Origin of the sequence: Pseudomonas extremorientalis (genome assembly GCF_024584605.1) — a bacterium.
Lineage (GTDB): Bacteria > Pseudomonadota > Gammaproteobacteria > Pseudomonadales > Pseudomonadaceae > Aquipseudomonas > Aquipseudomonas extremorientalis.
On record NZ_CP089519.1, the window covers coordinates 5,408,154 to 5,430,807 of the forward strand.

The window sequence follows — 22,654 nt, forward strand, 5'->3', positions numbered from 1 at the left end:
ACCCCGCGAAGAGTAGGTCTTCACGGGGGCCGCTATTTTTCCAGAAAAATCAGTCGACTGAATCAGAAAAATGGCATGACCTGTCAGTCAGTTTTTTCCGGTTCGTGGCCCAATTCCAGCATCAGCCCACTCAAGCGCTTGACCTTGCGCCTGACCGCCTCTTCAAACACACCCCCTCGGGGCTCGATCAGGCTGAACCAGCGCTTGGCCCGCGTGATGCCGGTATAGATCAATTCTTTGGTGAGCACGGGGTTCAACGCATCCGGCAGGATCAATGCGGTGTGGGTGAACTCGGAGCCCTGGGATTTATGCACGGTCATGGCGTAAACAGTTTCCACATCATTCAGACGGCTAGGCAGCACAAATCGCACACCGCCCTGGCCATCGTTGCGTGGGAAGGCCACGCGCAACACCTGGGGACCGCCGTCGCTTTCGGGCAATTTGAGGGCGATGCCGATATCGCCGTTCATCAGGCCAAGACCGTAATCGTTGCGGGTCATCAGCACCGGGCGGCCTTCGTACCATTGCTCGTCGCCTTCGATCAAACGTACCTTGCGCAGGGCAGCAGTGATGCGCAGGTTCAGGCCTTCCACGCCCCAGGGGCCTTTGCGTACCGCGCAGAGCAGTTGGAACGCATCGAAGGCCTGCAGCAGTTGTTGCGCCCAGTGGGTCCAGGCGTCGCTTTCCCGCGGGGTATCAAGTGACGGGCGGGCGCTGTGCAGCAGGTTGAGGTAATAGCGATAACCGTGGGCGCCATCACCCTGCCCGTCCAGCACCAGACGCTCCAGGGCGTGGTCGTGCTCGCCCTTTAGGCTGACGCAGAACAGATCATCGTGACTGCGCGCCGCCAGCAGCTTGCGCGCCTCTTCGGCATTTTGCTGGTTGACCCAACGCGCCAGTTGGCCGATGCCACTGCCCTCGCCGAAACGCCGCGAGTAACGCAGCATCACCACTTGTTGGGCCAATGGGTGGCTGGCGTCGAGGTCTTCCTGCAGGCCGCTGGCACTGAGGTCTTCGCCGCTGACCGCTTGCAACCATTGGCGGGTCTCGGTGCTGTAGAAGCCGGCTTCGGCGTCGCGACACAAGTCACCGAGCACTGCACCCGCCTCTACCGACGCGAGTTGGTCCTTGTCGCCCAGCAGCACCAGGCGTGCATGGGGCGGCAAGGCGTCGAGCAGGTTGGCCATCATTTCCAGGTCGATCATCGAGGCTTCGTCCACGACCAACACATCCAGGGGCAATGGGTTGCCAATGTGATGCCGGAAGTGCCGCGTGCCCGGGCGACTGCCCAGCAGGCGGTGGACAGTGGTGACCTTGGTCGGGATTTTTTCCTTCACGTTGTCCGGCACTTTCAGCGACAGCACTTGCTGACTGATGGACTCGGTGAGGCGTGCGGCAGCCTTGCCGGTCGGTGCGGCCAGGCGAATGCGCAACGGACTGCCGGCTTCCACGGCAGGCGCCTGCAACAGCGCGAGCAGGCGCACCACAGTGGTGGTCTTGCCAGTGCCAGGGCCGCCGGTGACGATGCTGAATGCGCCGCGAGTGGCCAAGGCACAGGCGAGTTTTTGCCAGTCGATCACGCCGTCGGGCGGCGGTTGGTCAAACAAACGGCTCAGGCGCTGCGGCAGATCTGCGGCGACGTTTTCCTGGGTGGCGAGCCGTAGACGCAAGGCGGTATCGATGCGCCGCTCGTAGGTCCAGTAGCGGCGCAGATACAGGCGTTTGCCGGATAGGACCAACGGACGGCTTTGGGCGGGCTCGCTGCCATCGACGGCCAGGGCGACCAGATGGCTGGCGGCGAGCGCGTGGCACCAGTGGGCGCCGTCGAGGCCGTCGAGCAACTGCGATGGCAGCAGCATGGCGCCGGTTTGCAGGTCGCCTTCAGGCGGCAGTGACAGGGCGAAATCGGGCGCCTTGAGGGTTTCGAACAAATCGAGGCAGACGTGACCATGACCCAATTGATGGCTGGTCAGCGCGGCGGCTAGCAGCACCAGCGGGTCAGCCTGTGGATCGAGCTCGTGCAGGAAGCCGACGAAGGCTTTGTCCAGGGCACGCAACCAGCCACGCTCCACCCAACGCGCCAGCAATTGCACCAGGTCGGCGGCGCGGCTGAGGGGTGTCAGCTCCTCCAGCGGTAATGGCGACAGGCTCATAACAACACTCCTTGTTCCCAGGCGGGCTCAACCCTGGGCGGGATCGGCTTGCCCTGGAACAGCAGGTCCAGGCCTTCGATCAGCTCTCGTGGCGGCCGGGTGAAATACGCCCCCTGGCTCGCGGACTGCGTACCACGCAGGAAAATGTACAGCGCACCGCCGATATGGCGGTCGTAGTCGTAGTCCGGCAGGCGCGCCTTGAGTTGGCGGTGCAGGGCCAGCAGGTAAAGTACGTATTGCAGGTCGTACCGATGCTCGAGGATCGACTGTTCCATGGCGTCCGGGGTGTAGGCCGAATCGTCGGGGCCAAGCCAGTTGGATTTGTAATCGGCGACGTAATAGCGTCCGTCGTGTTCGAAGGTCAAATCGATAAAGCCCTTGAACATGCCGTTGAGCAGCACCGGTTCGGCGGCGACGCGGGAGACGCCGTTATGGGTGTATTGGCACACCAGTTTGTCGAGGGCGAGTACGTCGACTTTGTGGCTGGCGAACCAGAACTCCATTTCAATCTGGTACTGCTGCAACCGGCTGAGGGAAACGTGACCGTTTTCCACCGGCAATGGTGTTTGCAGCAGGTGGCCGAGCCAACTGCCGAGGGTGGTGATCCAGCCCTCCCAGTTGCGCCGATTGCAGCGGGCGCCCACGGCTTTTTCGATCGCCTCGGGTGTGACGTTGAAGCCCTCCTCCCCGGCCCACTCCAGCAGCCCGTGGAGAAAGGTTCCGGGGTTGGGCCCACGTGGGAAGCGGTGAATGTCACCGCCGGACGCCGCCACTTCGCGGGGTGCGTCGGGGTCGAGGCGTTCGTCATCGAACAGCTTTTGGGCCTGTGGGCTTTCCGGCGCTTCGAGCGCGGCAGCGCTCATGCTGTCGCCGATGCGCAAGGCGCTGTAGGAGGCAATCCACCAGTTTTCCGCCGCCTTGCGCTTGGGCAGCAGGGGCGCGCGCAGCGTGGCTTGGTTGCGCGGTGGGTGGAAGAGGATGTCTTGCGCTTCGGGCACTTGGGCGTAGTTGATTGCCGTGCAACCTTCTTGAAGGTCCAAGAGCCAGCGCGCCAAACCGGCGGACTCTCCCAGCGATGCGCCTGCGCCAAGCAAATAGCCCAGTGCCGAAAGGTGCAGTACGGAGCTGTTGCTGTTGCCGCGCTTGAGGTCGGCAATGCCCAGCCAACACGCATGTTTGGCACGGGTCAGGGCGACGTAGAACAGGCGCAGGTCTTCGGCGAGGCGCTCGTTGTCGGCCTGGGCGATCAACTCGGGCGTTGGGCGCAGGCTGACCTGGGATTTGCCGTGTTCATCGTGGTAGTGCAGCGGCAAGCGGCTGCCGTCCACCGGTTTGGCCGAGCAGATGAACGGCAGGAAAACCAGGTCGTATTCCAGGCCTTTGGATTTGTGGATGGTCACGACCTTGACCAGTTGCTCATCACTTTCCAGGCGCAGGATCTGTTCTTCACCCGCCTGGCCCGAGAGCGCCAGGTGTTCGGCCAGGTGGCGGATCAGCGCCTGTTCGCCGTCCAGTTCCGAGGCCGCTTGTTGCAGCAGTTCGCTGAGGTGCAGCAGGTTGGTCAGCACACGCTCGCCATCACTGCGCGCGATCAGGGTTTGCGGCAGTTTGAAGTCGTGCAGCAGGCGCCGCAGCATCGGCAGCACGCCTTGGGTGCGCCAGATTGCGCGGTAGCCACGGAACTGCATGACGCGGCTTTCCCACGCGAGTTCGTCCTGGTTCAGACGCTCCAGTTCCGGTAAAGACAGGTTCAGGGTGACGCAGGCCAAGGCGGCACGCAAAGGGCGCTCCACGTCCGGTTCGGCGCAGGCCTTGAGCCAGGCCAGCAGGTCGTGGGCTTCCTGGGCGGCGAACACCGAGTCCTTGTCGGACAGGTAAACGCTGCGCACACCACGGGCGGCCAGTTCTGCGCGTACCGCCTGGGCTTCCTTGCCGTCGCGCACCAGAATGGCAATATCTGACGGCAGCACGCCTTTGAAGCTCGCGTCCGGTTGCAGGAAACCGGCACTGCCCTGCTGGCCGCCGTTGAGCAATTCAACAATGTGCGTGGCACAGGCCGCCGCCAGCTGCTGACGATACAGCACGTTGGAAATCGGCTGGTCGGTGGGCAAGTGCCAGAGGTTCAATGCCGGCAACGTTTGCCCATCGACCTGCAAGTGTTCCTTGCGGCCTTGGGACAGCACCGAGTGGAACGGTACGGGGTTTTTGCCATCCGGCTCGCGGAACAGGAACGCACCCCGGCCCGTTTCCGCACGCTGGAACACATGGTTCACCGCCTCGACCATCGCATGGCTGGAGCGGAAGTTGGTACCCAGGGTGTGATGGCGGCCGGTGGTGGACTGGCGGGCGCGCAAGTAGGTGTAGATGTCGGCGCCACGGAAGGCGTAGATCGCCTGCTTGGGGTCGCCGATCAGGAACAGGCCGCTGTCGAGGTGGTTTTCTTCAATGCGGTAGATGCTGTCGAAGATGCTGTATTGCACCGGGTCGGTGTCCTGGAACTCGTCGATCAACGCCACCGGGAACTGCTCGCGGATCACGCTCGCCAGACGCTCGCCTCCCTCGGATTGCAGGGCGGCATTGAGGCGGATGAGCATGTCGTCGAAGCCCATTTCGGCGCGTCGACGCTTTTCCTCTTCGAAGCGTTTGCCGACCCAACCGGCCGCGTGTTGCAACACGGCGGCGTCGGGCGTCGGCAAGGCATCCAGGGCAGCCTTGAGGCTGGCCATGGCATCGATACCCGGATGCTGCGGCGGCTCGCCCTTCCAGGCTTCGGCCATGCCGTCGGGTGTCAGGCGAGTGAAACCGGTGCCGATATCGAGTTGTTCGAGGGTGTCGTCAACAGCCCAGGCGCTGATCTTCTCGAACCAGGGCTCGAAGTAGCGGGCTTGCATCTTGCGGCCATCGACGGCCTTGGCCGCCACGGCTTGCAGGCAGATATCACGTAGCTCGGCGGCCCACTGCTGCCACGGTGCCTTGAGTTGCATCAGCGCTTCACGGCGTTCTTGGAGGCAGGCGTCGATCAGCTCGGCGGGCTCGCGGGTCTCTCCGACGGGCCGTTCGCTGCCGAACAGCGCACGGACTCGCGGCATCAACGCGGCAGGCCCGACCCAGTTGTTGCGCACCCAGTTGAGCGCATCGTCATGCATCGGGTAGCAGAACAGCCGCCAGTAGTCGCGCAGCACCTCGCCGAGCAGATCGCTGTGGTCGGTTTCCAGAGTCTGGGTGAACAAACTGCCACTGTCGAAGGCGTGCTCGCGCAGCATGCGCTGGCACCAACTGTGGATGGTCGAAACGGCGGCTTCGTCCATCCATTGCGCAGCGATGTCCAGCCGATTGGCGCAGGCCGGCCATTGGTCGACGGGATATTCGTCACGCAGATCAGCGATAAGGGCGTCGGGCTGTTCAATTTCTGTGCGGAAAAAGCGTGCGGCTTCGGCCAGACGGATACGGATGCGTTCACGCAGCTCTTTGGTGGCGGCGTCGGTAAAGGTCACCACCAGGATTTGAGGCGGTAGCAGTTCGCGGCCAAAGCCAGACCCTTCACTACCGTGACCGAGGACAAGGCGCAGATAAAGGGCGGAGATAGTGAAGGTTTTGCCGGTGCCGGCGCTGGCTTCAATCAGCTGGCTGCCGTTGAGCGGGAAGGCCAGGGCCAAGGGTTTGTGGTTCATGCGCCGGCCTCCTCGCTTGTGAGTGATCGCCAGGGGGCGTTGAGCAGGGGGCGATACAGGGTTTCGCACCAACCTTCGAATTCTTCGCTGGCAATAAGTGTGGCGTAGTCCGGGAATTGCCGGGTGAGCGCTGGGGTTTCGCGGCGCTCGCCTTCGTTATTGAGCCCGTCACCCTCGTAGGCTTTACCCGCGGCGGCTTCGGCCTTGGCCGGGTCAGTTTGGCCGAGCCAGGCAAACGCGGTCTTGACGGCGATGGGCAACGGTTTGCTCATCCCGGTGTGCCAGGCGAGCAGCAAGTTGCAGAGAATTTCCTGGGCACTGGCTTGATCCAGCGGTGGCAGCAGCAGGGTGTCATCACTGGCCACCAAGCCGGTGCTTAACGGCAGACCGCAAGCGCAGGCAACCACGTGATTGACCCAGGGCCGAATCAGGCGATGCCACTTGCGGGTCTTGATCGAGCCGATGCTGTTGGGGATGGTGGTGACGCTGAGCAACCCACCATCACTGCGTCTATGCAGCCCGCTGATCCAGCCTTCCAACTGAATGCCGCGATGCTCAAAACTGATCGGTTCGGCGCCGGGGTGCGGGGTGGGCCAGAGGGCCAATAATTGTTGGTAGCGTCGCAGCAGATCGGGCAATGGCTCGATCAGTTCGTTGCGAAGGCACTCGCCGAAACCCACCATCGGCAACAGGCCACTGCTTTGCAGGCGCAAAGCCTGGGCGTTCAGCGCCTGGTCGAAGTGATCGGGCGCGGTGAGTGCTGCACTGAGCAGACTATCGCTCAGGCTGTAGCGTTGCAGCGCGTCGAGCACGAAGGGTTCTTCGTCGGCCAGCGGTACTTCGGCGGCCTCGAAGAATACTTTCAGGCGTTGGCTGAAGAAGTGTTTGACGGGGTTGCGCAGGAAGTCTTGTAGCTGGCCGAGGGTCAGGGGCTCGTCCTGTTGATGGGGCGCCAGGCCGTGTTCTGTCGGAGTGGTATCGGATGCTTCGTGGAGCAACTGCCATTCGCGCGCATAGCTGAACAGCGAGTCGCCCTCATGGAAGTAGCGAGCGCTGAACGGTTGCAGTGGATGCTCCTGGGTCATGGCTTCGATCAGCGGCTCGTCACTGTCAGCGCAGTGCCAGCCACTGGCCAGATGGTCACGCAGTTGGCCGATTAACACCGAGGCCGGGCGATCGCTGTTGTCGCGGATGCTGCGGCCGACCCAACTGATATAGAGCTGGTCGCGGGCTGAAAGCAGCGCCTCGAGCAGCAAGTAGCGGTCGTCTTCGCGGCGTGAACGGTCGCCGGGGCGGTAGTCACTGCCCATCAGGTCGAAGTCCAACGGGGGCTGCGCGCGCGGGTAGTCGCCATCGTTCATACCGAGCAGGCACACCAGCTTGAAAGGGATCGCACGCATAGGCATCAGGGTGCAGAAATTGACAGCCCCGGCGAGGAAGCGTTGGGACAGGCGCCCTTGGTCCAAACCCGCTAGCCAGGCTTCACGGACTACGGTGAGGGGTAAGTCGTCGTTAAGGCCGACGGACTCGCAGGTTTCCAGCCACGCTTCTCTGAGTTGTTCGAGTTGGCCCAGCAGGTAGTCGTCGTGTTCGCTACTCGGCAAGAAAAACAATTGCATCAAGCGTTGCAGGCGTTCGCCCCACTCCTTCGCGGGAGCGGGTTGAGACAGGGCTTGGTGCGCATCGTTGAGTGCGTCGAGCACGGCGACCAGGGGGCCGATCAGGACAGCGTCGAGTCCACCGATTTCGTCATAGGGCTCGATACCGTCACACGCTGCACCTGTACCTACGGCGTAACCGAGCAACATGCGGCGCAGGCCGAAACGCCAACTGTTTTGTTCCAGCCCGGTTGGCAGGCCGAGGTCTGCACGTTGTTCGGCGTTGAGCCCCCAGCGGATGCCGGCGCCTTCTATCCAGCGGTGCAACGTGGGCAGGTCGCGCTCCTTGATGGCAAAGCGTTCGCGCAAGGCTGGAACATCAAGCAGATCTAGAATTTCGCTGACGGGAAAGCGGCTGTCGGGGAGTTTCAGCAGGTGTTCGACAGCGATCAGCAGAGGGTCGCGGCCGCGTTGGCCTTGGTCGGTCAGGGTGAACGGGATGAAGCGTGGGTCATTGCGCTCGAGCTGCCCGAACACGGCGCGGATGTGCGGCGCGTAGCTGTCGACGTCAGGGACCATGACGATGATATCCCGGGGGCGCAGCGTGGGGTCGGCGCTGAAGCGTTGGAGCAGTTGGTCGTGGAGGATTTCCACTTCGCGTTGGGCGCTGTGGGCGATGTGGAAGCGGATTGAGGTATCACGCTCCAGATCCACAGCGGGCCATAGTTCGCGGGTTTCATTGAGTGGGCGCAGTTCGAGGATATCGTCCTGGAGTTGATTGAGCAGTGTTGCCGGCTCGCTGTCGCTGAACAGGTCGATGCGACCGTCGCGGAAAGCGGCGCGGTAGCTGTTGGGGTCGTCGTAGCTGTCCAGCAAGCTGATGTAGTCACGACCTTGCTTGCCCCAGGCCGCCAGTAACGGGTGGGCGTGCTGGTGCAGGGTTTGTGGGTCGATGGTGACCGGCATGCCCGCTTTACGCGCCTGACGCTTATATTCGTTACGCAGCAGGTCTTTGTCGGCGACGATGTCGGACCAATGGTGGCGGCAAGGGTTGTGCACACAGAGCAGGACTTGGCTGAAGCGCGCGAGGCCGGCGAGGGCCTCCAGCGCCTGGGCGGGCAACGAGGAGATGCCAAAAACGATGACGCGGGATGGCAGGCCCTCGGGCGCTTTTTCCAGTGTATTGATGCGCTCGATAAAACGTTGGTGAACGCCGGCGCGGCTTTCGGCCATGCCTTCTTCACCAACATCCAACAGCAGCGCGCGCCATAGTTCGGCTTGCCAGCAGTTGGCTGGGTTAAGGGGTTTGGATTCACCTCGACCGTTACGCAATTGGTGGCGGCCGGCGGCCCAATCTTCCAGCCAGTCGGCACGGTAGACCTGGTATTGGTCGAACAGGTCAGCCAGGCGCTCGGCGAGTTGGTAGCGTTTACGCAAGTCGGTGTCGTGGGTGAGGAAGCGCTGCAGCGGTTCGAAGTGCGGCTGATCGATAAGCTCCGGAAGCAGGCGCATCAGGCGCCAGGTCAGTGGGGCTTTATCGAGCAGGGATTTGGGCGGGATTTCGTCACGGCCCAGAACCATACGGTAGAGCTGCCACATGAAACTGCCAGGGAGCTGCACGTCGATTGCCGCCGCGATGCCGCAACCGCCCATGTCGTCGTCTTCCGGGTCTTCGGCCAGAGCCAACTTGAGCCACTGGGCGATACCGTTGCTTTGTACCAGGGCGATTTCGTTTTCCAGGGGTGCCAAGGGGTACCGGCGCATCCAACTGACCACCAGGCTGCGAAGTTCGTCCAGGCGGTTGCCGTGAACCACCATGAATCCAGCACTGAGGGACGTCGCATCCGGCATAACGGCTTCCTTGGGAAAGGCAAAATCGAGGGTGGGACTTTAGCACTGTGGGCAGTTGTTGGCCGAATTGGGATGTTAGCTGTCTTTTCGACCGCCCAAAACAAAACCCCTGACTGCGTTAGCAATCAGGGGTTCTGGAATTTAATCTTGACGATGACCTACTCTCACATGGGGAAACCCCACACTACCATCGGCGATGCATCGTTTCACTACTGAGTTCGGGATGGGATCAGGTGGTTCCAATGCTCTATGGTCGTCAAGAAATTCGGGTACTGAGTCGTGGCCTGCGCCTCGCTTCAGCAAATTGGGTATGTGACAGCTTTCGGTGTTTTGTGAACGTCGAACTTTCGGTTCATTTCGTCTTCACACACCGCAATCTGATGCTCGTTAGAGTAGTCAAATTGCTTGGGTGTTATATGGTCAAGCCTCACGGGCAATTAGTATTGGTTAGCTCAACGCCTCACAGCGCTTACACACCCAACCTATCAACGTCGTAGTCTTCGACGGCCCTTCAGGGAACTCAAGGTTCCAGTGAGATCTCATCTTGAGGCTAGTTTCCCGCTTAGATGCTTTCAGCGGTTATCTATTCCGAACATAGCTACCCGGCAATGCCACTGGCGTGACAACCGGAACACCAGAGGTTCGTCCACTCCGGTCCTCTCGTACTAGGAGCAGCCCCTCTCAAATCTCAAACGTCCACGGCAGATAGGGACCGAACTGTCTCACGACGTTCTAAACCCAGCTCGCGTACCACTTTAAATGGCGAACAGCCATACCCTTGGGACCGGCTTCAGCCCCAGGATGTGATGAGCCGACATCGAGGTGCCAAACACCGCCGTCGATATGAACTCTTGGGCGGTATCAGCCTGTTATCCCCGGAGTACCTTTTATCCGTTGAGCGATGGCCCTTCCATACAGAACCACCGGATCACTAAGACCTACTTTCGTACCTGCTCGACGTGTCTGTCTCGCAGTCAAGCGCGCTTTTGCCTTTATACTCTACGACCGATTTCCGACCGGTCTGAGCGCACCTTCGTACTCCTCCGTTACTCTTTAGGAGGAGACCGCCCCAGTCAAACTACCCACCATACACTGTCCTCGATCCGGATAACGGACCTGAGTTAGAACCTCAAAGTTGCCAGGGTGGTATTTCAAGGATGGCTCCACGCGAACTGGCGTCCACGCTTCAAAGCCTCCCACCTATCCTACACAAGCAAATTCAAAGTCCAGTGCAAAGCTATAGTAAAGGTTCACGGGGTCTTTCCGTCTAGCCGCGGATACACTGCATCTTCACAGCGATTTCAATTTCACTGAGTCTCGGGTGGAGACAGCGCCGCCATCGTTACGCCATTCGTGCAGGTCGGAACTTACCCGACAAGGAATTTCGCTACCTTAGGACCGTTATAGTTACGGCCGCCGTTTACCGGGGCTTCGATCAAGAGCTTCGCGTTAGCTAACCCCATCAATTAACCTTCCGGCACCGGGCAGGCGTCACACCCTATACGTCCACTTTCGTGTTTGCAGAGTGCTGTGTTTTTAATAAACAGTCGCAGCGGCCTGGTATCTTCGACCGGCATGAGCTTACGGAGCAAGTCCTTCACCCTCACCGGCGCACCTTCTCCCGAAGTTACGGTGCCATTTTGCCTAGTTCCTTCACCCGAGTTCTCTCAAGCGCCTTGGTATTCTCTACCCAACCACCTGTGTCGGTTTGGGGTACGGTTCCTGGTTACCTGAAGCTTAGAAGCTTTTCTTGGAAGCATGGCATCAACCACTTCGTCACCTAAAAGGTAACTCGTCATCAGCTCTCGGCCTTAAGATCCCGGATTTACCTAAGATCTCAGCCTACCACCTTAAACTTGGACAACCAACGCCAAGCTGGCCTAGCCTTCTCCGTCCCTCCATCGCAATAACCAGAAGTACAGGAATATTAACCTGTTTTCCATCGACTACGCTTTTCAGCCTCGCCTTAGGGACCGACTAACCCTGCGTCGATTAACGTTGCGCAGGAAACCTTGGTCTTTCGGCGTGGGTGTTTTTCACACCCATTGTCGTTACTCATGTCAGCATTCGCACTTCTGATACCTCCAGCAAGCTTCTCAACTCACCTTCACAGGCTTACAGAACGCTCCTCTACCGCATCACTTACGTGATACCCGTAGCTTCGGTGTATGGTTTGAGCCCCGTTACATCTTCCGCGCAGGCCGACTCGACTAGTGAGCTATTACGCTTTCTTTAAAGGGTGGCTGCTTCTAAGCCAACCTCCTAGCTGTCTAAGCCTTCCCACATCGTTTCCCACTTAACCATAACTTTGGGACCTTAGCTGACGGTCTGGGTTGTTTCCCTTTTCACGACGGACGTTAGCACCCGCCGTGTGTCTCCCATGCTCGGCACTTGTAGGTATTCGGAGTTTGCATCGGTTTGGTAAGTCGGGATGACCCCCTAGCCGAAACAGTGCTCTACCCCCTACAGTGATACATGAGGCGCTACCTAAATAGCTTTCGAGGAGAACCAGCTATCTCCGAGCTTGATTAGCCTTTCACTCCGATCCACAGGTCATCCGCTAACTTTTCAACGGTAGTCGGTTCGGTCCTCCAGTTAGTGTTACCCAACCTTCAACCTGCCCATGGATAGATCGCCCGGTTTCGGGTCTATTCCCAGCGACTAGACGCCCTATTAAGACTCGCTTTCGCTACGCCTCCCCTATTCGGTTAAGCTCGCCACTGAAAATAAGTCGCTGACCCATTATACAAAAGGTACGCAGTCACCCAACAAAGTGGGCTCCCACTGCTTGTACGCATACGGTTTCAGGATCTATTTCACTCCCCTCTCCGGGGTTCTTTTCGCCTTTCCCTCACGGTACTAGTTCACTATCGGTCAGTCAGTAGTATTTAGCCTTGGAGGATGGTCCCCCCATATTCAGACAAAGTTTCTCGTGCTCCGTCCTACTCGATTTCATGACTAAGAGATTTTCGCGTACAGGGCTATCACCCACTATGGCCGCACTTTCCAGAGCGTTCCGCTAATCTCAAAGCCACTTAAGGGCTAGTCCCCGTTCGCTCGCCACTACTAAGGGAATCTCGGTTGATTTCTTTTCCTCAGGGTACTTAGATGTTTCAGTTCCCCTGGTTCGCCTCTTGCACCTATGTATTCAGTACAAGATAACCATCTTATGATGGCTGGGTTCCCCCATTCAGACATCTCCGGATCAAAGTCTGTTTGCCGACTCCCCGAAGCTTTTCGCAGGCTACCACGTCTTTCATCGCCTCTGACTGCCAAGGCATCCACCGTATGCGCTTCTTCACTTGACCATATAACCCCAAGCAATCTGGTTATACTGTGAAGACGACATTCGCCGAAAATTCGAATTTCTCAATTAAGAGAACTCACAAATTTTACCTTAGCCTGATCCGTTACCAGTGAAAGTAACGTTCAGTCTATCTTTCTATCACATACCCAAATTTTTAAAGAACGATCTAATCAAAGACTAGAAATCAACATTCATCATCACCTGGATGGAATGCTCATTTCTAAGCTTTCATACGTCAGAAGCAGTAGTGGTGGAGCCAAACGGGATCGAACCGTTGACCTCCTGCGTGCAAGGCAGGCGCTCTCCCAGCTGAGCTATGGCCCCGTATTTCTACAGGCGTTTCCCACACAAAATTGGTGGGTCTGGGCAGATTCGAACTGCCGACCTCACCCTTATCAGGGGTGCGCTCTAACCAACTGAGCTACAGACCCAATTTCGGGCTGCTTCTTTATCGTCTTCTTCAATGAATCAAGCAATTCGTGTGGGAACTTATGGAGCAGCTGATGTCGTCGATTAAGGAGGTGATCCAGCCGCAGGTTCCCCTACGGCTACCTTGTTACGACTTCACCCCAGTCATGAATCACACCGTGGTAACCGTCCTCCCGAAGGTTAGACTAGCTACTTCTGGTGCAACCCACTCCCATGGTGTGACGGGCGGTGTGTACAAGGCCCGGGAACGTATTCACCGCGACATTCTGATTCGCGATTACTAGCGATTCCGACTTCACGCAGTCGAGTTGCAGACTGCGATCCGGACTACGATCGGTTTTATGGGATTAGCTCCACCTCGCGGCTTGGCAACCCTCTGTACCGACCATTGTAGCACGTGTGTAGCCCAGGCCGTAAGGGCCATGATGACTTGACGTCATCCCCACCTTCCTCCGGTTTGTCACCGGCAGTCTCCTTAGAGTGCCCACCATTACGTGCTGGTAACTAAGGACAAGGGTTGCGCTCGTTACGGGACTTAACCCAACATCTCACGACACGAGCTGACGACAGCCATGCAGCACCTGTCTCAATGTTCCCGAAGGCACCAATCCATCTCTGGAAAGTTCATTGGATGTCAAGGCCTGGTAAGGTTCTTCGCGTTGCTTCGAATTAAACCACATGCTCCACCGCTTGTGCGGGCCCCCGTCAATTCATTTGAGTTTTAACCTTGCGGCCGTACTCCCCAGGCGGTCAACTTAATGCGTTAGCTGCGCCACTAAAAGCTCAAGGCTTCCAACGGCTAGTTGACATCGTTTACGGCGTGGACTACCAGGGTATCTAATCCTGTTTGCTCCCCACGCTTTCGCACCTCAGTGTCAGTATTAGTCCAGGTGGTCGCCTTCGCCACTGGTGTTCCTTCCTATATCTACGCATTTCACCGCTACACAGGAAATTCCACCACCCTCTACCATACTCTAGTCAGTCAGTTTTGAATGCAGTTCCCAGGTTGAGCCCGGGGATTTCACATCCAACTTAACAAACCACCTACGCGCGCTTTACGCCCAGTAATTCCGATTAACGCTTGCACCCTCTGTATTACCGCGGCTGCTGGCACAGAGTTAGCCGGTGCTTATTCTGTCGGTAACGTCAAAACAATCACGTATTAGGTAATTGCCCTTCCTCCCAACTTAAAGTGCTTTACAATCCGAAGACCTTCTTCACACACGCGGCATGGCTGGATCAGGCTTTCGCCCATTGTCCAATATTCCCCACTGCTGCCTCCCGTAGGAGTCTGGACCGTGTCTCAGTTCCAGTGTGACTGATCATCCTCTCAGACCAGTTACGGATCGTCGCCTTGGTGAGCCATTACCTCACCAACTAGCTAATCCGACCTAGGCTCATCTGATAGCGCAAGGCCCGAAGGTCCCCTGCTTTCTCCCGTAGGACGTATGCGGTATTAGCGTTCGTTTCCGAACGTTATCCCCCACTACCAGGCAGATTCCTAGGCATTACTCACCCGTCCGCCGCTCTCAAGAGAAGCAAGCTTCTCTCTACCGCTCGACTTGCATGTGTTAGGCCTGCCGCCAGCGTTCAATCTGAGCCATGATCAAACTCTTCAGTTCAAACATCTTTGGGTTTTTAAGAAACCCTAAACTTGGCTCAGCAATCGTTGGTTACATCTTTGATTTCTCGCGGAGTAACTTGTGATGCTGATAATCTTGTTGACTACCAGTCTGACTCCACAAGCACCCACACGAATTGCTTGATTCAGTTGTTAAAGAGCGGTTGGTTAAGATCTTTCGTCTCAACCGAGGCGCGCATTCTACAGCAGCCTCATTTGCTGTCAAGTGATTATTTTCAGAAGTTTTCGAAGATTTCTTCAACAACTTCAACCACTTGCGCTTCCGATCTCTCGTTAGCGGGAGGCGAATTCTACAGCGTTACACGCTGCTGTCAACACCTCTTTTTCTCCACTTTCGATCGAGAGGATCGAAACGTCAATAGAGCCAGACAACACTGCTCTACCAACTCCTTCTGGGCTTCGATAAACTGAAGCAAGTTGCTGTCGAATTCTGCGTAACTCTTTGTTTAACAAGGAGTTTTCCGTTTCGACTGCGCCGGAAGTGGGGCGAATTATAGACTTCCAGAATCTGCCGTCAACCCTTAATTACGTTTTTGTTGCAGAAAGTGGTTTTTTCGCAATAAGCCTTGGGATTCGCCGCATTACGGGCGGTATCCGCAGCACCAACAGCAACGCACCTACAGAAGCATAGATAGCCCACTCTTTGAGGTCCGCTCGCACGATCCACAACATATGCAGCAAACCCAGCCCAAGAACTACATACACCAAGCGATGCAACTTCTTCCAACGCGCCCCCAACCGACGCTGACTGTAACGATTCGACGTCACCGCCAGAACCAACAGGGAAATAAACCCCAGCGCTCCGACAATAATGTAGGGCCGCTTGCGCAACTCCACCCCCAGCTGCGACCAATCCAGCCCAAGCACAAATACACAATAAGCCGCCAGATGCAGCACAACGTAGGCAAAGCACCACAACCCCAGTTGCCGACGCACCGCTATCCACCCCGCCCAACCGCTGAGCTTCTGCAGCGGCGTCATTGCCAGGGTAATCAGTAACAGAATCAACGTGCCGAGCCCCAGCCGATCCACCAATACCTTGCCCGGATCCGGCCCGAGGGCAGAACTCCACGCTTCATAGAGCCAGAACAGCGGCCAAATCGCCGCTGCTATAAAGACGCCAACACGCCAGATCGGGTAACGCATCAGTAGTTCTTCCGCAGATCGAGACCGGTATAAAGAGAAGCCACCTCATCCGAGTACCCATTGAACATCTGAGTCTCACGTACATTAGGGCTGAACAGCCCACTCGGCAGACGACGCTCCCGCGCCTGAGTCCAACGTGGATGATCGACCGTAGGGTTCACGTTCGCGTAGAAGCCATACTCGTCAGCAGCAATGCTCTGCCACGTGGTTTTCGGCTGCTCACTCACGAGACTGATCCGTACAATCGACTTCACACTCTTGAAGCCGTACTTCCAAGGCACCACCAGGCGCAGCGGCGCACCATTCTGATTGGGCAACTCACGTCCATACATACCCACCGCCAGGATCGCCAGAGGATTCATCGCCTCATCCAGACGCAAGCCCTCCACATAAGGCCAATCGATCAAGCCAAAACTCGAACGCTGCCCCGGCATACTCTTGGGATCCTGGAGGGTTTCAAAACGGATGTATTTGGCCTTCGAAGTCGGCTCAACTTGCTTGAGCAGCGCCGAGATGGGAAAACCGATCCATGGAATAACCATCGACCAGGCCTCTACACAGCGCAGACGGTAGATCCGCTCTTCCAACTGATAGGGATTCATGAAGTCTTCCAGGGCATAACGGCCTGGCTTGGCAACCTCACCATCAATGACAACGCTCCACGGCTCGGTCTTGAGTGAACCGGCATTCGTGGCCGGGTCCCCCTTACCTGTACCGAACTCATAGAAGTTGTTGTAGTGCGTAGCGTCTTTGAAAGGCGTGATCGCCTCGTCCTTCACCGTGATGGCCTGCCATTTTGTGCCTGGCAGTTTCTCGGTAAACCAGCCAGGCGCCTTGCCCGCTTCAACATCGGCATAACGCGAGGCCTCGTCAGCACTGGCCCAACGCGGCAAGCTACTGGCTGCAATACCGGCAAGCGCGCTACCGAGCAAGCTACGGCGAGAGAAATAGAAGGATTCAGGCGTGACATCCGACTCATGGCAATCGGACGCTTTGGGTAATTTGATTAACATGGCAACTCCGCAGCATTGGAGGACTGATGCACCAATAGACTGCGGAGTATGGGGGAAATTACATTAAGGCAATGTTTTGTCGCGGCGCAGATGCAGCAGGTATTGAACCGGCCCCGAAGCGGCATACACCAGGAACGCCAGCAACAGGATGCGCGGTGGATCACTGAACACCACGGCAAATACCAGCACTACCGCCAGAATTGCCACGAAAGGTACACGCCCCTTCAAGTCCAGTTCCTTGAAGCTGTTGTACTTGATGTTGCTGACCATCAGCATGCCGGCAGCGGCCACCATCAAGGCCACCAGGAACGACATTTTCGAACCCTGGATGCCGTAATCACTGAAGGCCCAGACGATACCTGCCACCACACCCGCAGCAGCGGGGCTGGCCAGACCGATGAAGTAACGCTTGTCGGCAGTTCCAACCTGGGTGTTGAAGCGCGCCAGACGCAAGGCAGCACCGGCGACATAGATGAAGGCAACCATCCAGCCAACCTTACCCATATCACCCAACGCCCAGGCAAACGCCAGCAACGCGGGGGCGACGCCAAACGCAACCATGTCCGACAGCGAGTCGTACTCGGCACCGAAGGCGCTTTGTGTGTTGGTCATGCGCGCCACACGGCCATCAAGGCCGTCGAGCACCATGGCCACGAAGATTGCGATGGCAGCAAAACCGAAATACTTGCTGGCACTCGCCGCATCACCCGCCGCCAGAGCACTCTGCGCGCTCATGGAATTGATGATGGAATAGAACCCGGCAAAAAGGTTCGCCGTGGTGAACAGGTTGGGCAGAAGATAGATGCCACGATGCCGGACCTTGCGACCTTCCGCGTCATGCCCTTCTTCGACATGTTCATCGATCGGCAGCAGGCTTTCGGCGTCAGGAGCCTGGCTTGGCTCTTCGGGACGTTCGCTCATGGACTTTACCTTGCAACGGTGTGAAAAAAGTTCGACAGATACTTGCGGCGAGTGTTCGCCCGCAAACGATGCAGCTTTATACCAGAACCCGCCGCCCAAACGAAAAAACGCGGCCTAGGCCGCGTTTTCCCCTGATACGTACGACTTAGTTCTTGGCTTTGTCGACGATCTTGTTGGCACCGATCCACGGCATCATGGAGCGCAGTTGCTCGCCGATGACTTCGATACCGTGAGCGGCGTTATTACGACGCTTGGCGGTCATCGAAGGGTAGCCGGTAGCACCTTCGCTGATGAACATTTTGGCGTATTCGCCGTCCTGAATACGTTTCAGGGCGTTGCGCATGGCCTGACGGGACTCGGCGTTGATCACTTCCGGGCCAGTCACGTACTCGCCGTATTCGGCGTTGTTGGAGATCGAGTAGTTCATGTTGGCGATACCGCCTTCGTACATGAGGTCAACGATCAGCTTCAGTTCATGCAGGCATTCGAAGTAGGCCATTTCCGGCGCGTAGCCAGCTTCAACCAGGGTTTCGAAACCGGCTTTTACCAACTCGACGGTACCGCCGCACAGTACGGCTTGTTCGCCGAACAGGTCGGTTTCAGTCTCGTCCTTGAAGGTGGTTTCGATGATGCCGGTACGACCACCACCCACGCCAGCGGCGTAGGACAGTGCCACGTTCTTGGCGTTGCCCGATGCGTCCTGGTAGATCGCGATCAGGTCAGGAATACCGCCGCCCTTGACGAACTCGGAACGTACAGTGTGACCCGGCGCTTTTGGCGCGATCATGATCACGTCCAGGTCGGCGCGTGGCACGACCTGGTTGTAGTGGATCGCGAAGCCGTGGGAGAAGGCCAGGGTGGCGCCCTTCTTGATGTTCGGCTCGATTTCGTTCTTGTACAGCGCGGATTGGAACTCGTCCGGGGTCAGGATCATGACCAGGTCGGCAGCAGCAACAGCGGAAGCGACGTCAGTCACTTTCAGGCCGTGAGCTTCAGCCTTGGCAACAGTGGCCGAGCCTTTGCGAAGGCCAACGGTCACGTCAACGCCGGAATCTTTCAGGTTGCACGCTTGAGCGTGGCCCTGGGAACCGTAGCCGATGATGGCGACTTTCTTGCCCTGGATGATCGACAGGTCACAATCTTTATCGTAATAAACTTTCATGAGGTTCCTCTATATATCCAGGCCGTAAGGCCATTCGCTAATTTGGGTTAGATGCTGAGTACTTTGTCGCCACGGGCAATCCCGGTGACACCACTGCGTACCGTTTCCAGAATCGAGGCCGTCCCGATCGACTGGATGAAGCTGTCCAGCTTGTCGCTTGTACCGGTCAGTTGAACGGTATAAACGCTGGCGCTCACATCGACGATCTGCCCGCGATAGATGTCGGTCGTGCGCTTGATCTCGGCACGTTGGGCACCCGTAGCCTTGACTTTAACCAGCATCAGCTCGCGCTCGATGTGGGCACTCTCCGACAGGTCGACCAGCTTGACCACTTCGATCAGCTTGTTGAGGTTCTTGGTGATCTGCTCGATCACCTCATCGTGGCCCACAGTGGTCAACGTCAGACGCGACAGGGTCGGGTCTTCGGTCGGAGCCACGGTCAGGCTTTCGATGTTGTAGTTACGCTGCGAAAACAGGCCGACAACACGAGACAGAGCGCCGGGTTCGTTCTCCAGAAGCAGGGAGATAATGTGCCGCATGATTAAGTACGCTCCGTCTTGTTCAGCCACATGTCGCGCATAGAGCCGTCCTTGATCTGCATCGGGTAGACGTGCTCGCTGGTATCCACCTGAATATCGATGAACACCAGGCGGTCCTTCATGGCGAACGCCTCTTCCATCTTCGGCTTCAGATCTTTCAAATCAGTGATGCGAATGCCGACGTGGCCATAGGCTTCAACCAATTTTACGAAATCCGGCAGCGACTCCATGTAGGAATGGGAGTGACGGCTGTTGTAGCTCATGTCCTGCCATTGACGAACCATGCCCAGCACGCCGTTGTTCAGGCAGACGATCTTCACGGGAAGGCCGTACTGCAGGCACGTCGACAGTTCCTGGATATTCATCTGGATGCTGCCTTCACCGGTGACGCACGCGACGTCGGTGTCGGGGAAGCTCAGTTTCACGCCCATGGCCGCAGGAAAACCAAAGCCCATCGTGCCCAGGCCACCGGAGTTGATCCAGCGGTTAGGCTTGTCGAACTTGTAGTACTGCGCGGCAAACATCTGGTGCTGGCCCACGTCGGAGGTCACAAAGGCGTCGCCCTTGGTCACTTCGCACAGGGTCTCGATCACGGTTTGTGGCTTGATGATGCTGCCGTCACCCTTGTCGTAAGGGAACAGGCCGCGATCACCGCGCCATTCGTCGATCTGCTTCCACCAGCTGGCAACGGATTCCTTGTTCGGCGCCTCGCCGATGTCCTTGAGCGCGGCAACCATTTCGGTCAACACGCTTTCAACAGGACCTACGATCGGCACGTCGGCCTTGATGGTCTTGGAGATGGACGCCGGGTCGATGTCGATATGGATGATCTTGGCATTCGGGCAGAACTTGCTCGCACCGTTGATCACACGGTCATCGAACCGCGCACCCACGGCCAGGATCACGTCGGCATGGTGCATGGTCAGGTTGGCGGTGTAGCTGCCGTGCATGCCGAGCATCCCGACGAACTGACGGTCCGTACCCGGGAAGGCGCCGAGGCCCATCAGGGTGTTGGTGACCGGCAGGTTGAGCAGCTTGGCCAGTTCGGTCAGCTGTGCAGAACCGCCGCCCAGGATCACACCACCACCCGAGTACAGCACTGGGCGCTTGGCCGCCAACAGCATTTCTGCCGCCTTGCGGATTTGCCCCGAGTGCCCGCGGACCGCCGGGCTGTAGGAGCGCAGCTTGGCTTTCTTCGGGAAGATGTATTCGAATTTTTCGGCCGGGTTGGTCATGTCCTTGGGGATATCGACCACCACAGGACCCGGACGACCGGACTGTGCGAGGTAGAAGGCCTTTTTCATGACTTCCGGGATTTCCGAAGGATGCTTGATCATGAAGCTGTGTTTCACGATCGGCCGGGAGATACCGATCATGTCGGTTTCCTGGAATGCATCGGTCCCCACCATGGTGCTGGGCACCTGGCCGGAAATGACCACCATCGGGATAGAGTCCATATACGCAGTCGCGATGCCGGTGATGGCATTGGTTGCGCCAGGGCCGGACGTTACCAGTACCACGCCGGCTTTACCGGTGGCACGGGCATAACCGTCAGCCATATGGGTCGCGGCCTGTTCGTGGCGAACCAGGATGTGGGTAACAGCCGGTTCCTTGAACAGTGCGTCGTAAACATGCAGCAGAGCACCACCTGGGTACCCGTAGATATAGTCGACGCCTTCGTCACGCAAAAAGCGGACGAGCATCTCACCGCCAGATAAAAGCTCCACGTTGTTCACCTCTAAAACGCCAGAATACCGTCCGTTGAAAACCGACGGGTCTTAATAGGTTTACTTCTCAACAGAGCATGAGCGACGGTGGTCGCCGACTACGTCAGCACTGACTGAGCAAGTATTGGGATCGTCCCAAGTGTTGCGGGCTTTTCCCACCCAGCGCGAGGTAACGCGTTGCGGGTGTAACAGGTCGGCGCGGATGTGCGCCTCATGATCTGCTGAGCGGGCCTGCTTCTGGCAGTCCCGATACAGCGGACTTTGGATTCTTCTGTTTCAGGCCCTTCAAGTCAAGCAATAATTGCGCTTTTTTCCAACTAAGCGCATGAGAACGTAGAAGAAAGGGCTTTGAGGAGGGATAAAACTCGCCTGAATGTCGTCAAGCGGTAGAAATATGCGCAAGACTGCCGAAAAAGCCGGCAGTCAGGCAATTAACGAGCGTCGACGATCAGTTGATCGAACTTTTTCAGCGCATTGCGTAAGCCAAGGCTTTCCAGCGGGCGATCGGCGTAGACCATCTCGGCCATTTCCAGAATGCCCGACGCATTGGGCAGCGGCAGGTCCTGTTCGAGGATCTGCTTCATGCGTACCAGGAATATCCATTGCAGCCACTGGTGAAAGTCCAGGGTGTCCACCGAAAAGGGTTCGACACTGCTGAGCGCCTCGACGCTGGGGGACACCTCGTCCCACCAGCCCTGCACACGCAACTCTCGCTCGATCAGCAATAACTGTTCGGCAATCGCGGGAAACCGTGCATCCATCAGAGACTGACCTTGGCTTTCTGGCGCGCCTGGGCGGCACCGGCGGCGTCGCCTTGTGCGGCGCGCGCGTCACCAATCAAGGCCCACAGGCTGGCTTGCAGGTCGGGACGACCATTGGCCAAGGTCAGGCCACGACGCGCGAATTGCTCGGCCTGCGGCGCATCGCCCTGGGCCAGGCGCACCTGGGCCAGGCGATACAGCACTTGCGGTTCACGCGGCGCAACGCGCTGGGCGCGCTCGAGACTCGACGACGCACCATTCAGGTCGCCACTCGCCTGCTGCTGCTGTGCAGTGGTCAGCAAGGCCAGTACCGGGCCATCCAATTGCTCGTCAGCCGACAGGCCGCCGGCGCTGGAGGACGATGGAATGCCGCTCGGGGTGGATGGCATGTTGTAGGTGCCCTGGTTGATCGGGGCCGTCTGAACCGGGGTCGCGTCAATCGGACCGGAGGTGCTTGGCCCCGGGGTCCACGGCTCGGCGCTGATCGGCGCCGACGTCGCTGCGCCACCACCCGGCACCATCACCACCACACCTGAATCCTGCGGCACAGCTTGCGGCTTGGCCTGGGCGGGACGGTTGGTCACGGTCTGGCGGAACCCGCCGTTGGCCGAGATCCGGTCGTTATTGGACACGGTCGTGCTCGAGTCCACCACGGGAATGGAGCCGCGCTGCACGCTGGCGCAACCATTGAGCAAAGCCAGAGCTGTAATAGCTGGAATCCACCACTTGTTCAC

General features: G+C 58.1%; 11 protein-coding genes, 2 tRNA genes and 3 rRNA genes. All 16 read right to left on the reverse strand.

Annotation, left to right across the window (positions count from 1 at the left end; genetic code table 11):
* Positions 1-83 precede the first annotated feature (83 nt).
* On the reverse strand, positions 84-2,153 hold the full coding sequence (gene recD / locus LUU92_RS24495) for an exodeoxyribonuclease V subunit alpha (protein ID WP_257102765.1): 2,070 nt from the start codon (positions 2,151-2,153) through the stop codon (positions 84-86).
* Entirely contained in the window at positions 2,150-5,824 is a 3,675-nt protein-coding gene (gene recB / locus LUU92_RS24500) for an exodeoxyribonuclease V subunit beta (RefSeq protein ID WP_257102766.1), read from the reverse strand. The genes recD and recB overlap by 4 nt, the downstream gene beginning before the upstream one ends.
* Positions 5,821-9,273, reverse strand: a complete 3,453-nt coding sequence (gene recC / locus LUU92_RS24505; RefSeq protein ID WP_257102767.1) for an exodeoxyribonuclease V subunit gamma — start codon at positions 9,271-9,273, stop codon at positions 5,821-5,823. The genes recB and recC overlap by 4 nt, the downstream gene beginning before the upstream one ends.
* Positions 9,274-9,418: 145 nt before the next feature.
* A 5S ribosomal RNA gene (gene rrf / locus LUU92_RS24510) occupies positions 9,419-9,534 on the reverse strand.
* 155 nt (positions 9,535-9,689) lie between these two features.
* Positions 9,690-12,581 (reverse strand): 23S ribosomal RNA (locus LUU92_RS24515).
* Positions 12,582-12,828: 247 nt separating this feature from the next.
* Positions 12,829-12,904 (reverse strand) — tRNA-Ala (locus tag LUU92_RS24520).
* Between the two features lie 30 nt (positions 12,905-12,934).
* Positions 12,935-13,011 (reverse strand) — tRNA-Ile (locus LUU92_RS24525).
* Positions 13,012-13,094: 83 nt separating this feature from the next.
* Positions 13,095-14,631, reverse strand: a 16S ribosomal RNA gene (locus LUU92_RS24530).
* The 16S, 23S and 5S rRNA genes sit together here with 2 tRNA genes alongside, the layout of an rRNA operon.
* Positions 14,632-15,176: 545 nt before the next feature.
* A complete protein-coding gene (msrQ, locus tag LUU92_RS24535) occupies positions 15,177-15,797 on the reverse strand; it encodes a protein-methionine-sulfoxide reductase heme-binding subunit MsrQ (protein WP_071490025.1) in 621 nt (206 codons plus the stop codon).
* Positions 15,797-16,810 carry a protein-methionine-sulfoxide reductase catalytic subunit MsrP gene (msrP, locus tag LUU92_RS24540; protein WP_257102768.1) on the reverse strand — a complete coding sequence of 338 codons (1,014 nt, stop codon included), beginning with the start codon at positions 16,808-16,810 and terminating at the stop codon, positions 15,797-15,799. Before msrP ends, msrQ begins: the two co-directional genes overlap by 1 nt.
* Positions 16,811-16,873: 63 nt before the next feature.
* Positions 16,874-17,731 carry a CDP-diacylglycerol--serine O-phosphatidyltransferase gene (gene pssA / locus LUU92_RS24545; protein WP_058427621.1) on the reverse strand — a complete coding sequence of 286 codons (858 nt, stop codon included), beginning with the start codon at positions 17,729-17,731 and terminating at the stop codon, positions 16,874-16,876.
* Positions 17,732-17,876: 145 nt separating this feature from the next.
* A complete protein-coding gene (ilvC, locus tag LUU92_RS24550) occupies positions 17,877-18,893 on the reverse strand; it encodes a ketol-acid reductoisomerase (RefSeq protein WP_003176099.1) in 1,017 nt (338 codons plus the stop codon).
* 47 nt (positions 18,894-18,940) lie between these two features.
* Positions 18,941-19,432, reverse strand: a complete 492-nt coding sequence (gene ilvN, locus LUU92_RS24555; RefSeq protein WP_003176102.1) for an acetolactate synthase small subunit — start codon at positions 19,430-19,432, stop codon at positions 18,941-18,943.
* Positions 19,433-19,434: 2 nt separating this feature from the next.
* Positions 19,435-21,159 (reverse strand): acetolactate synthase 3 large subunit, encoded by a 1,725-nt coding sequence (locus tag LUU92_RS24560; RefSeq protein WP_071490031.1) that lies wholly within the window; start codon positions 21,157-21,159, stop codon positions 19,435-19,437.
* Positions 21,160-21,590: 431 nt separating this feature from the next.
* Entirely contained in the window at positions 21,591-21,920 is a 330-nt protein-coding gene (locus tag LUU92_RS24565; protein ID WP_071490023.1) for a YqcC family protein, read from the reverse strand.
* The gene (locus LUU92_RS24570; protein WP_257102769.1) at positions 21,920-22,654 is read right to left on the reverse strand and encodes a tetratricopeptide repeat protein; all 735 of its coding nucleotides are present in this window, start codon (positions 22,652-22,654) and stop codon (positions 21,920-21,922) included. Before LUU92_RS24570 ends, LUU92_RS24565 begins: the two co-directional genes overlap by 1 nt.